Below are 12,813 nucleotides of genomic sequence, written 5' to 3' on the forward strand. Positions count from 1 at the left end.
TTGTCATCGGCCAACTTCGCCGTTATCCTTGGTCGTCTTTTAAGCAACTATTGACACACACATGAAGGCACGAGCGATATTACTCGCCTCTGTCCTGCTGGTGGGGTGCCAGGCGTCTAAGCACGACGGCACCGTCGAACAGCGAGCACAGAGCCTTTCTGCGGCTGGTCAAGGGGAAGCAGGCAAGTTCACAAGTCAAGCGCGCTGGTTAGATGATGGAACCTTCTACGCGCAAGACCAGGATCTGTGGACTTCCATAGGCGACGAGCTAAAGATGGGAATACCGGATAATCCCCGGATTCGCGAACAGAAACAGAAGTACTTAAGAAATAAGAGCTATCTCCACGATGTAACTTTACGGGCAGAGCCGTATATGTACTGGATAGCCGGGCAGGTTAAGAAACGTAACATGCCAATGGAACTGGTATTACTACCCATAGTGGAGAGCGCTTTTGACCCACACGCGACGTCTGGCGCCAATGCCGCAGGCATTTGGCAGATCATTCCGAGCACAGGGCGCAATTATGGTTTAAAACAGACCCGCAGTTACGATGCGCGTCGTGATGTCGTCGCGTCTACTACCGCGGCGCTGGACATGATGCAACGTCTGAACAAAATGTTCGACGGCGACTGGTTGTTAACGGTCGCAGCCTATAACAGCGGCGAAGGCCGGGTCATGAAGGCAGTAAAAGCGAACCGTTCGCGTGGCAAACCCACCGATTTCTGGTCGCTGTCTCTGCCGCATGAAACGAAAATCTACGTCCCGAAAATGCTGGCATTGAGCGACATTCTCAAAAACAGCAAACGTTACGGCGTAAAGCTGCCTACGGCTGATGAAAGCCGTGCGCTGGCGCGCGTTCGCCTCGACAGTCCGGTTGATATTTCTCAGCTCGCGGACATGGCCGGTATGCCGGTCAGCAAGCTGAAGACGTTCAATGCGGGCGTAAAAGGGTCAACGCTGGGCGCGAGCGGGCCAAAGTACGTCATGGTGCCGCAGAAGCACGCCGCACAGCTGCGTGAATCGCTGGCCTCTGGCGACATTGCCGCCGTGCAGCCGACGCAGCTCGCAGACAATACGCCGCTGACCAGCCGTAGCTATAAGGTGCGTTCCGGCGACACCATTTCCGGGATAGCTTCCCGTCTTGGTGTGACGACCCGCGATCTGCAGCAGTGGAATAACCTGCGCGGCTCTGGATTAAAGGTTGGGCAGAATCTGGTTATTGGCGCAGGCAGCAGCGCCCAGCGTCTGGCGAACAACAGCGATAGCATCACCTATCGCGTTCGTAAAGGCGATTCGCTGTCGAGCATCGCCAAACGTCACGGCGTTAATATTCGCGACGTGATGCGCTGGAACAGCGATACCGACAACCTGCGCCCAGGCGATCAGCTAACGTTGTTTGTGAAAAACAGCGATCGACCAGAGTCCTGATACCTCTGGTTCGACAAAAAGGCACCGACTTCCCCGGTGCCTTTTTTATTGCCTAAATTAAACCGCTTTATGCGCTTCGAACAGAATGGTATCGCTGGTAAACGATCCGTCCTCCTGTAACTCGAAGTACGCTTTGACCTCCGCCGAAGCGCTCTGCTGATATAAGCGAATCGCCTCCACCAGCGGCTCAGGAGTACGCATCCGCGCCACCCATGAACTGAACTCCAGCGGCAGGCGATCGGTCAACAACTGGTTAACCACCAGCCCCGCTTCAGTCGCCAGCGTCAACCACTCGCCGCTGGAATAATTACGCACATGCGAGGTGTCGCGCAGGGCTTCCACCGTCTGCAGCCAGACATCACCTACCGGATGACCCGGCGACATCACGTCCATCACGATAATCACCCCGCCCGGCTTGAGAACACGTTTCACCTCACGCAGCGCCTGGCCAACGTCATGCCAGTGGTGAGCAGAGTAGCGGCTAATCACCACATCAAAGCTGGCATCAGCGAACGGCAGCGTTTCGGCGTACCCCTGCTGGGTCACGATATTGCTAAAACCTTTCTCCTTTGCCGCGGCGGCAACGACCTCCAGCATCTGGCTCGATAAATCATAGGCGGTCACCTCGGTAACCTGTCCCGCCGCGGTAAAGCTGGCGTGCCCTGCCCCGCAGCCCATATCCAGCACTTTCGCCTGAGGAAAATCAGCCAGCCGTTCCGCCAGCCGCTGCAGATCGCGACCAGAGGCGTGTACGGCGCTGGTCAGATAGGCGCTGGCCTGGGAGCCGAACTGCTTTTCGACGTTGTCATGGTGAGAGCGTGTTGTCATGTTGTCTTGTCCTTACGGTTTTTTTTGAGTAATAAAAGGCAGCACCATGCATGGTCAGGCCTGCCCCATGGCAGGCCTGACCAACCTTAAATTAATCAGGCTTGCCGGGACTGAATTCGACTAGTAGCGGGTTGTGGTCGGAGGCGCGGGTCACCAGCACGGAAGCATCGTGCACGCTTAACCCACGGTAGAACACAAAATCGAGGGGACGACCAAACGCGCGGCGGCGCTGATCGTCTGAGAAACGAACTTCGCGTAACGACATCTCACGCGCAAAGCGGTACAGCGCATTCATCCGCGGCCGGCTCCAGGCATTGAAGTCGCCGGCCATGATCACCGGCCCGCTGTGATGGGCGATCTGATCGCCAATTGGCAGCAGCTGTTTGCTGTAGACGTCGACGCCAAGGCTAAAGTTGACGGCATGGATATTGACTACCATCAACAACCGCGCATCCGGCAGCGGATAAACGGTCACTAACGCCGATTTCGGCAATCGCAAAATAGGCTCGCGCTCGCGCAGCGGACAGCAATAGATGGGGTGCGCGGAGGCCAGCGTCATTACGCCGGAAGGATGCTGCGGCAATACCAGCGCCGGCACCTGATCGGCGGCCAGATAGTTTGAAGTCGCGAACCGGACCAGTTCTGGGGTGGTTTGCGCCTCCTGCAACAGGACCAAATGCGCATCTTTGCCGAAATTTTTGAGGATCGACTGCCACTCTGCGCGCTGCTGCTTGAAGATATTCCATACCAGCACGCGGATCTTCTCATCGCTGCTTAATGGCGTACCGGCGGGATAAACCGGACTCACGCCCGCAAACGCCCCCGGAGGCAATATTCTCTCCGCAGGTTGTCCGGCGACATAGCGCATGGCGTAGGTGTTCTTTCGCAATTTGGGCATTAATCCTCGATAACAGAAACCAGCCCGACGACGACTGGTTATTCTGTTATAGGGATTTTCCCATACACTTTCAATGCAAATTGCGAGAAACCCTTAGCCTTCGGGAGAAAGCGCTGCCGAACGGCGTGGCAATTTATCTAAACGTCCGCTCAGGACCACCAACAGCAAAGCGACCAGCACAATCATCGCGCCAATCCACGGCGTCTGCGCCAGACCGTACCGCTCGACCGTCTGTCCGCCGACGATGGACCCCAGAGCAATGCCGACGTTAAAGGCGGCAATATTCAGGCCGGAAGCGACGTCGACGGCGCCAGGCGTGTACTGTTCGGCTTTTTGCACCACATACACCTGCAAACCCGGCACGTTGCCGAAGGCGAAGATGCCCATCACCAGTACCGTTGCCAGCGCGGCATAGTGAACGCTGGCGGTCAACTGGAAGACCAGCAGCAGCACCACCAGCGCGGCGAAGATAAACTTCAGCGCGGAGACGGCGCCATGCTTATCGGCCAGTTTGCCCCCCCACACATTACCGATAGCGACCGAGACACCATAGCCCAGCAGGATCCAGCTCACCGCTGACGGACTGAAACCGGCCAGCTCCTGCATCATCGGCGCAAGGAAGGTAAAGGCGGTAAACACGCCGCCGTAGCCCAGCGCGGTAATGGCGTAGATCATCAGCAGGCGAGGATGAGTTAATACTTTCATCTGATCGCGCAGGCTGGCGCTGGCGCGGCCCGGAATATTATTCGGCACCAGAAGCAGACTGCTGATTAGCGCAATCACCCCGAGAATCGATACCGCGAGGAAGGTTTCCCGCCAGCCGAAATGCTGGCCAATAAAGGTGCCAAAGGGAACGCCGGTCACCAGCGCGACCGTCAGGCCACCGAACATAATGGCGATGGCCGAGGCTGCTTTCTCTTTTGCCACCAGGCTGGTAGCAATTGTCGAGCCAATAGAGAAGAACACGCCGTGTGCCAGGCCGGTCAGCAGTCGCGCCAGGATCAGCGTTTCATAGCCCGGGGCCTGCCAGGCCAGCACATTACCCGCCGTAAACAGGACCATCAACGCCAGCAGCAGCTGTTTACGCGGCATACGCCCGGTCAACGCCGTCAGTACCGGGGCGCCGATCGCCACGCCCAGCGCGTAGATAGAGACCAGCAGTCCCGCCGAAGGCAGGGAGATAGAGAGTTGCTGGGCAATCGTCGGGACCAGGCCGACAATCACAAATTCAGTGGTGCCAATTGCGAAGGCACCGATGGTTAAGGCAAATAGCGCCAGTGGCATAATTTACTCCGTAGCATCAGGATTAAGATGACACGTAGTATGAAGGGTTGTATAAATAACAAAAACTATCAAAGTATCAATAGAATTTTGCTATAGGTGCAATAATGAGAGCCACATCAGAGGAGATCGCCATCTTTGTGGCGGTGGTGGAAAGCGGGAGTTTCAGCCGGGCGGCCGAGCAGCTCGGACAGGCCAACTCCGCCGTCAGCCGGGCGGTCAAAAAGCTGGAATCAAAGCTAGGCGTAAGCCTGCTCAATCGGACCACCCGCCAGCTCAGCCTGACAGAAGAAGGCGAGCGCTATTTTCGCCGGATGCAGGTGGTCTTGCAGGAAATGGCGGCGGCAGAGAACGATCTGCTGGAGACGCGCACGACGCCGCGGGGCCTGCTGCGGGTAGATGCCGCGACGCCGGTGATGCTGCATTTTCTCATGCCGCTGGTGAAGTCATTTCGCGAACGCTACCCGGAAATGACGCTGTCGCTCGTCTCGTCTGAGACGTTTATCAATCTGATTGAACGGAAAGTGGATGTGGCCATTCGGGCCGGGACCTTAACGGATTCCAGCCTGCGCGCCCGACCGCTGTTTACCAGCTATCGTAAGATCGTCGCCTCGCCCGACTATGTCGCGCGCTACGGTATGCCGCAGCATCCATCCGATCTGAAACAGCATCACTGCCTCGGCTTCACCGAGCCGGTATCGCTGAATACCTGGCCGGTCTCCTGTTGCGATGGCCAGCTGTTAGAGATCGAAGCGGCGGTGTCATCCAATAGCGGCGAAACGCTCAAGCAGCTGTGCCTGACCGGCAACGGTATTGCCTGCCTGTCGGATTACATGGTGGATAAAGAGATTGCCAGCGGAGAGTTTGTCGAGCTACTGGCCGATAAGCGCTTACCGGTGGAAATGCCTTTCAGTGCCGTCTATTACAGCGACCGGGCGGTCAGCACTCGCATCAGGGCATTTATTGATTTTCTGAGCGACCACGTAAAACAGCTCCCGAAGGAGCTGTCGTAATACCTTCTCGGGCGGCAGGGCGAACGGCATACCGGTAGCGAGTGATTAATCCCACTGCGGCGCCAGACCTTCCGGGCTCACCAGCCGATCGTTGCAATCCAGCGCAGCGATCGCCTGTCGATCTTCATCATCCAACTGCAGATCCAGCGCCTTCAGGTTGCTGGCCAGGTTATCACGCTTCGTCGAGGACGGGATCACCGCATACCCCTCGCCCATCGCCCATGCCAGGATAACCTGCGCCGGAGTCGCATTATGTTTCGCCGCGATACGGGCAATCACTTCATCTTTCAGCGCCTTACCATAAGCCAGCGTCATGTAAGAGGTGATGTGGATGCCGTGCTCACGTGCCCAGTCGACGACTTTACGGTTTTGCAGATACGGCGAGAGTTCAATCTGGTTGGTCGCAATGTTTTCAGCGCCAACGGCGGCAATCGCGCGCTCCATCAGTGGAATAGTGAAGTTGGAGATACCAATCTGACGGGTCAGACCCAGCTTCTTCGCTTCCATCAAGGCTGCCATAAACTCTTCAACGGCAACCGCATCGTTCGGTGCCGGCCAGTGGATGAGCGTCAGGTCAACATAGTCCGTGCGCAGCTTCTGCAGACTTTCTTGCAGGCTGGCGATGAGTTTGTCTTTGCTCAGGTTCTCGATCCAGATTTTGGTAGTGATGAACAGCTCATCACGCGGCACGCCGCTTTCGGCGATAGCCTGACCCACCGCGGCTTCGTTGTCATAGATTTGCGCGGTGTCGATAGCACGATAGCCCAGCTCCAGCGCGGTTTTTACGGATGCGATAACAACATCATCTTTCAGACGGAAGGTGCCAAGACCAAATGCAGGGATTGCCATGATTTTCCTCGTTATTTCTTCATTTCGGTTAACGGATGAAATTATGGCTGATGGTGTGGAGGGGAAAAAGAGCGATTAATGCAGAGGATTTTTGCTGAATTAGCAATAATAGAGAACAGATCAAACAAAAAAGCCCTGAGCAAATGCTCAGGGCTCTTAATAAGTGGCGGAACGGACGGGACTCGAACCCGCGACCCCCTGCGTGACAGGCAGGTATTCTAACCGACTGAACTACCGCTCCACCGAATTTCTTCGCTTTATTACCACCGGTTGTCACCCCGGCTTACTGCAATTTGATGCCTGGCAGTTCCCTACTCTCACATGGGGAGACCCCACACTACCATCGGCGCTACGGCGTTTCACTTCTGAGTTCGGCATGGGGTCAGGTGGGACCACCGCGCTAGTGCCGCCAGGCAAATTCTGTTTTATCAACACGTCTCACCAACGTATCGATTAATCTGTATCAGAGCTGAAAATTCTCTCAAATCCGCCAAAACATCTTCGGCGTTGTAAGGTTAAGCCTCACGGTTCATTAGTACCGGTTAGCTCAACGCATCGCTGCGCTTACACACCCGGCCTATCAACGTCGTCGTCTTCAACGTTCCTTCAGGAGACTTAAAGTCTCAGGGAGAACTCATCTCGGGGCAAGTTTCGTGCTTAGATGCTTTCAGCACTTATCTCTTCCGCATTTAGCTACCGGGCAGTGCCATTGGCATGACAACCCGAACACCAGTGATGCGTCCACTCCGGTCCTCTCGTACTAGGAGCAGCCCCCCTCAATTCTCCAGCGCCCACGGCAGATAGGGACCGAACTGTCTCACGACGTTCTAAACCCAGCTCGCGTACCACTTTAAATGGCGAACAGCCATACCCTTGGGACCTACTTCAGCCCCAGGATGTGATGAGCCGACATCGAGGTGCCAAACACCGCCGTCGATATGAACTCTTGGGCGGTATCAGCCTGTTATCCCCGGAGTACCTTTTATCCGTTGAGCGATGGCCCTTCCATTCAGAACCACCGGATCACTATGACCTGCTTTCGCACCTGCTCGCGCCGTCACGCTCGCAGTCAAGCTAGCTTATGCCATTGCACTAACCTCCTGATGTCCGACCAGGATTAGCTAACCTTCGTGCTCCTCCGTTACGCTTTGGGAGGAGACCGCCCCAGTCAAACTACCCACCAGACACTGTCCGCAACCCCGATAAGGGGCCAACGTTAGAACATCAAACATTAAAGGGTGGTATTTCAAGGTTGGCTCCACGCAGACTGGCGTCCACGCTTCAAAGCCTCCCACCTATCCTACACATCAAGGCTCAATGTTCAGTGTCAAGCTATAGTAAAGGTTCACGGGGTCTTTCCGTCTTGCCGCGGGTACACTGCATCTTCACAGCGAGTTCAATTTCACTGAGTCTCGGGTGGAGACAGCCTGGCCATCATTACGCCATTCGTGCAGGTCGGAACTTACCCGACAAGGAATTTCGCTACCTTAGGACCGTTATAGTTACGGCCGCCGTTTACCGGGGCTTCGATCAAGAGCTTCTCCTTACGGATAACCCCATCAATTAACCTTCCGGCACCGGGCAGGCGTCACACCGTATACGTCCACTTTCGTGTTTGCACAGTGCTGTGTTTTTAATAAACAGTTGCAGCCAGCTGGTATCTTCGACTGGTCTCAGCTCCATCCGCAGGGACTTCACCTACACACCAGCGTGCCTTCTCCCGAAGTTACGGCACCATTTTGCCTAGTTCCTTCACCCGAGTTCTCTCAAGCGCCTTGGTATTCTCTACCTGACCACCTGTGTCGGTTTGGGGTACGATTTAATGTTACCTGATGCTTAGAGGCTTTTCCTGGAAGCAGGGCATTTGTTACTTCAGCACCGTAGTGCCTCGTCATCACACCTCAGCCTTGATTATCCGGATTTGCCTGGACAACCAGCCTACATGCTTAAACCGGGACAACCGTCGCCCGGCTAACATAGCCTTCTCCGTCCCCCCTTCGCAGTAACACCAAGTACAGGAATATTAACCTGTTTCCCATCGACTACGCCTTTCGGCCTCGCCTTAGGGGTCGACTCACCCTGCCCCGATTAACGTTGGACAGGAACCCTTGGTCTTCCGGCGAGCGGGCTTTTCACCCGCTTTATCGTTACTTATGTCAGCATTCGCACTTCTGATACCTCCAGCATGCCTCACAGCACACCTTCGCAGGCTTACAGAACGCTCCCCTACCCAACAACACATAGTGTCGCTGCCGCAGCTTCGGTGCATGGTTTAGCCCCGTTACATCTTCCGCGCAGGCCGACTCGACCAGTGAGCTATTACGCTTTCTTTAAATGATGGCTGCTTCTAAGCCAACATCCTGGCTGTCTGTGCCTTCCCACATCGTTTCCCACTTAACCATGACTTTGGGACCTTAGCTGGCGGTCTGGGTTGTTTCCCTCTTCACGACGGACGTTAGCACCCGCCGTGTGTCTCCCGTGATAACATTCTTCGGTATTCGTAGTTTGCATCGGGTTGGTAAGTCGGGATGACCCCCTAGCCGAAACAGTGCTCTACCCCCGAAGATGAGTTCACGAGGCGCTACCTAAATAGCTTTCGGGGAGAACCAGCTATCTCCCGGTTTGATTGGCCTTTCACCCCCAGCCACAAGTCATCCGCTAATTTTTCAACATTAGTCGGTTCGGTCCTCCAGTTAGTGTTACCCAACCTTCAACCTGCCCATGGCTAGATCACCGGGTTTCGGGTCTATACCCTGCAACTTAACGCCCAGTTAAGACTCGGTTTCCCTGCGGCTCCCCTATACGGTTAACCTTGCTACAGAATATAAGTCGCTGACCCATTATACAAAAGGTACGCAGTCACACCATAAAGGTGCTCCCACTGCTTGTACGTACACGGTTTCAGGTTCTTTTTCACTCCCCTCGCCGGGGTTCTTTTCGCCTTTCCCTCACGGTACTGGTTCACTATCGGTCAGTCAGGAGTATTTAGCCTTGGAGGATGGTCCCCCCATATTCAGACAGGATACCACGTGTCCCGCCCTACTCTTCGAGTTCACAGCCTGTGCATTTTGGTGTACGGGACTATCACCCTGTACCGTCGGACTTTCCAGACCGTTCCACTAACACACAAGCTGATTCAGACTCTGGGCTGCTCCCCGTTCGCTCGCCGCTACTGGGGGAATCTCGGTTGATTTCTTTTCCTCGGGGTACTTAGATGTTTCAGTTCCCCCGGTTCGCCTCGTTAACCTATGTATTCAGTTAACGATAGTGCAACGAATTGCACTGGGTTTCCCCATTCGGACATCGCCGGCTGTAACGGTTCATATCACCTTACCGACGCTTTTCGCAGATTAGCACGTCCTTCATCGCCTCTGACTGCCAGGGCATCCACCGTGTACGCTTAGTCGCTTAACCTCACAACCCGAAGATGTTTCACTTCTGATTGCGAAAATTTGAGAGACTCGAACACACATTAATTGTGTGTCGTTTCAATTTTCAGCTTGATCCAGATTTTTAAAGAGCAAAACTTCGCAGTGCACCTTTTCAGGTTCACTCTGAAGTTTTCTTGTGTTCGCAGTAAAGATGGTGGAGCTATGCGGGATCGAACCGCAGACCTCCTGCGTGCAAAGCAGGCGCTCTCCCAGCTGAGCTATAGCCCCATCGAATGAATCTCTTTAACCTTAATTCGTTTTCGGGCGCGGCGTGGTGAAGCGAAGCATACTGAAGTATGCGAGCTTTGCCACAACAAAGCACGAGAGCGAATTTGGTAGGCCTGAGTGGACTTGAACCACCGACCTCACCCTTATCAGGGGTGCGCTCTAACCACCTGAGCTACAAGCCTGCAGAGATTACTTACTGCTCTATTTTCATCAGACAATCTGTGTGAGCACTACAAAGGCAGGTTCTTTAAGGTAAGGAGGTGATCCAACCGCAGGTTCCCCTACGGTTACCTTGTTACGACTTCACCCCAGTCATGAATCACAAAGTGGTAAGCGCCCTCCCGAAGGTTAAGCTACCTACTTCTTTTGCAACCCACTCCCATGGTGTGACGGGCGGTGTGTACAAGGCCCGGGAACGTATTCACCGTAGCATTCTGATCTACGATTACTAGCGATTCCGACTTCATGGAGTCGAGTTGCAGACTCCAATCCGGACTACGACATACTTTATGAGGTCCGCTTGCTCTCGCGAGGTCGCTTCTCTTTGTATATGCCATTGTAGCACGTGTGTAGCCCTGGTCGTAAGGGCCATGATGACTTGACGTCATCCCCACCTTCCTCCAGTTTATCACTGGCAGTCTCCTTTGAGTTCCCGGCCGAACCGCTGGCAACAAAGGATAAGGGTTGCGCTCGTTGCGGGACTTAACCCAACATTTCACAACACGAGCTGACGACAGCCATGCAGCACCTGTCTCACAGCTCCCGAAGGCACCAATCCATCTCTGGAAAGTTCTGTGGATGTCAAGACCAGGTAAGGTTCTTCGCGTTGCATCGAATTAAACCACATGCTCCACCGCTTGTGCGGGCCCCCGTCAATTCATTTGAGTTTTAACCTTGCGGCCGTACTCCCCAGGCGGTCGATTTAACGCGTTAGCTCCGGAAGCCACGCCTCAAGGGCACAACCTCCAAATCGACATCGTTTACGGCGTGGACTACCAGGGTATCTAATCCTGTTTGCTCCCCACGCTTTCGCACCTGAGCGTCAGTCTTTGTCCAGGGGGCCGCCTTCGCCACCGGTATTCCTCCAGATCTCTACGCATTTCACCGCTACACCTGGAATTCTACCCCCCTCTACAAGACTCTAGCCTGCCAGTTTCGAATGCAGTTCCCAGGTTGAGCCCGGGGATTTCACATCCGACTTGACAGACCGCCTGCGTGCGCTTTACGCCCAGTAATTCCGATTAACGCTTGCACCCTCCGTATTACCGCGGCTGCTGGCACGGAGTTAGCCGGTGCTTCTTCTGCGGGTAACGTCAATCGCCAAGGTTATTAACCTTAACGCCTTCCTCCCCGCTGAAAGTGCTTTACAACCCGAAGGCCTTCTTCACACACGCGGCATGGCTGCATCAGGCTTGCGCCCATTGTGCAATATTCCCCACTGCTGCCTCCCGTAGGAGTCTGGACCGTGTCTCAGTTCCAGTGTGGCTGGTCATCCTCTCAGACCAGCTAGGGATCGTCGCCTAGGTGAGCCGTTACCCCACCTACTAGCTAATCCCATCTGGGCACATCTGATGGCATGAGGCCCGAAGGTCCCCCACTTTGGTCTTGCGACGTTATGCGGTATTAGCTACCGTTTCCAGTAGTTATCCCCCTCCATCAGGCAGTTTCCCAGACATTACTCACCCGTCCGCCGCTCGTCACCCGAGAGCAAGCTCTCTGTGCTACCGCTCGACTTGCATGTGTTAGGCCTGCCGCCAGCGTTCAATCTGAGCCATGATCAAACTCTTCAATTTAAGTTTGATGCTCAAAGAATTAAACTTCGTAATGAATTACGTGTTCACTCTTGAGACTTGGTATTCATTTTTCGTCCGAGGACGTTAAGAATCCATGTCACTTTGAGTGCCCACACAGATTGTCTGATAAATTGTTAAAGAGCAGTTGCGACGCGCTTTAGCGCTCTGTCGCGAGGTGGCGTATATTACGCTTTCCTCTTTCAGAGTCAACCCGTTTTTCAGGATTTTTCTCTGCAACCGAACCGGCTGTTTGTGTGAAGTGATTCACATCTGCCGTGTCGATGGAGGCGCATTATAGGGAGCTCTCCGGGAATGACAAGCGGAAAAATACAATTTTATTTCAACCGCTCATCTTTTAAACGCAGCGCTTATTTTTGCTGCTTTTTAATCGCCGCCGGCAGCTCTGCCAGGCTATTTAGCACCCAATCCGCCGCTTTTTCCGCTTCTTCAGTCAGGGGTTTACCGGTGCGCACCAGTACTTTAGTCCCGACATCCGCAGCCGCTGCCGCCTGCATATCTTCCAGTTTGTCCCCTACCATATAAGAAGCAGCCATATCGATATGCAGATAGTCGCGGGCGGAAATCAGCATCCCCGGATGCGGTTTACGACAATCACAGGTCTGACGGTACTCCTCAACCGCACCCTGCGGGTGATGCGGGCAATAGTAGATACCGTCGAGGTCGACACCGCGGTCTGCCAGAGACCAGTCCATCCATTCGGTCAGCGTTTCAAACTGGGCTTCGGTAAATTTACCGCGGGCAATACCGGACTGGTTAGTGACCAGCACCAGCGCGTAGCCCATCTCTTTTAGTTCGCGCATCGCGTCAATGACGCCATCGATAAATTCAAAATTGTCGATTTCGTGGACGTAGCCATGATCGACATTAATAGTGCCGTCACGGTCGAGAAAAATTGCGGGTACTGACTTTGCCACCGGTTTGCTCCTGAAAAAGACTAGTGCCGCTAGTATCGCATGTTTCCGCATGCAAGAAAGTGCTCATTATAAAGAGTCAGATTGATTTAGACGTCTGGATGCCTTAACATCCATTTCATTCCCAGGCA

7 protein-coding genes, 3 tRNA genes and 3 rRNA genes are annotated in these 12,813 nt (G+C 54.4%); 2 read left to right on the forward strand and 11 right to left on the reverse strand.

The annotated features are described in order from the left end of the window. Window positions 1-61: 61 nt before the first annotated feature. Complete coding sequence (gene mltD, locus ACR809_RS20430; RefSeq protein ID WP_002889632.1) at window positions 62-1,429, forward strand: murein transglycosylase D; 1,368 nt, start codon at window positions 62-64, stop codon at window positions 1,427-1,429. A 57-nt stretch (window positions 1,430-1,486) separates the two neighbouring features. Here mltD and ACR809_RS20435 read toward each other — a convergent pair whose 3' ends face one another. The 3 genes from ACR809_RS20435 to ACR809_RS20445 form a co-directional block, all read right to left on the reverse strand. Further along, on the reverse strand, window positions 1,487-2,257 hold the full coding sequence (locus ACR809_RS20435) for a class I SAM-dependent methyltransferase (protein WP_122051544.1): 771 nt from the start codon (window positions 2,255-2,257) through the stop codon (window positions 1,487-1,489). A gap of 91 nt (window positions 2,258-2,348) precedes the next feature. Continuing rightward, window positions 2,349-3,146 (reverse strand): endonuclease/exonuclease/phosphatase family protein, encoded by a 798-nt coding sequence (locus ACR809_RS20440; protein WP_122051661.1) that lies wholly within the window; start codon window positions 3,144-3,146, stop codon window positions 2,349-2,351. Between the two features lie 102 nt (window positions 3,147-3,248). Then, entirely contained in the window at window positions 3,249-4,439 is a 1,191-nt protein-coding gene (locus ACR809_RS20445) for an MFS transporter (RefSeq protein ID WP_122051545.1), read from the reverse strand. 104 nt (window positions 4,440-4,543) lie between these two features. Between ACR809_RS20445 and yafC the strand changes: the two genes are divergently transcribed. Further along, complete coding sequence (gene yafC, locus ACR809_RS20450) at window positions 4,544-5,449, forward strand: DNA-binding transcriptional regulator YafC (RefSeq protein WP_025861719.1); 906 nt, start codon at window positions 4,544-4,546, stop codon at window positions 5,447-5,449. A 45-nt stretch (window positions 5,450-5,494) separates the two neighbouring features. Here the strand turns inward: yafC and dkgB are convergent, their stop codons facing one another. From dkgB to gmhB, 8 genes are all read right to left on the reverse strand, one after another. Further along, the gene (gene dkgB, locus ACR809_RS20455; protein WP_002889598.1) at window positions 5,495-6,298 is read right to left on the reverse strand and encodes a 2,5-didehydrogluconate reductase DkgB; all 804 of its coding nucleotides are present in this window, start codon (window positions 6,296-6,298) and stop codon (window positions 5,495-5,497) included. Window positions 6,299-6,462: 164 nt separating this feature from the next. Beyond that, window positions 6,463-6,539, reverse strand: a tRNA-Asp gene (locus ACR809_RS20460). Between the two features lie 57 nt (window positions 6,540-6,596). Next, a 5S ribosomal RNA gene (gene rrf / locus ACR809_RS20465) occupies window positions 6,597-6,712 on the reverse strand. Between the two features lie 97 nt (window positions 6,713-6,809). After that, window positions 6,810-9,712: ribosomal RNA gene (locus tag ACR809_RS20470) — 23S ribosomal RNA — on the reverse strand. Window positions 9,713-9,881: 169 nt separating this feature from the next. Next, a tRNA-Ala gene (locus tag ACR809_RS20475) sits at window positions 9,882-9,957 on the reverse strand. A gap of 105 nt (window positions 9,958-10,062) precedes the next feature. Then, window positions 10,063-10,139: transfer RNA gene (locus ACR809_RS20480), tRNA-Ile, on the reverse strand. A 71-nt stretch (window positions 10,140-10,210) separates the two neighbouring features. Next, a 16S ribosomal RNA gene (locus ACR809_RS20485) occupies window positions 10,211-11,750 on the reverse strand. The 16S, 23S and 5S rRNA genes sit together here with 3 tRNA genes alongside, the layout of an rRNA operon. 368 nt (window positions 11,751-12,118) lie before the next feature. After that, window positions 12,119-12,685, reverse strand: a complete 567-nt coding sequence (gmhB, locus tag ACR809_RS20490; RefSeq protein WP_002889452.1) for a D-glycero-beta-D-manno-heptose 1,7-bisphosphate 7-phosphatase — start codon at window positions 12,683-12,685, stop codon at window positions 12,119-12,121. Between the last annotated feature and the right edge of the window lie 128 nt (window positions 12,686-12,813).

The sequence above is a fragment of the Klebsiella sp. CD33 genome, from assembly GCF_051992865.1.
In the GTDB taxonomy this organism is placed as follows: Bacteria; Pseudomonadota; Gammaproteobacteria; order Enterobacterales; family Enterobacteriaceae; genus Klebsiella; species Klebsiella pneumoniae.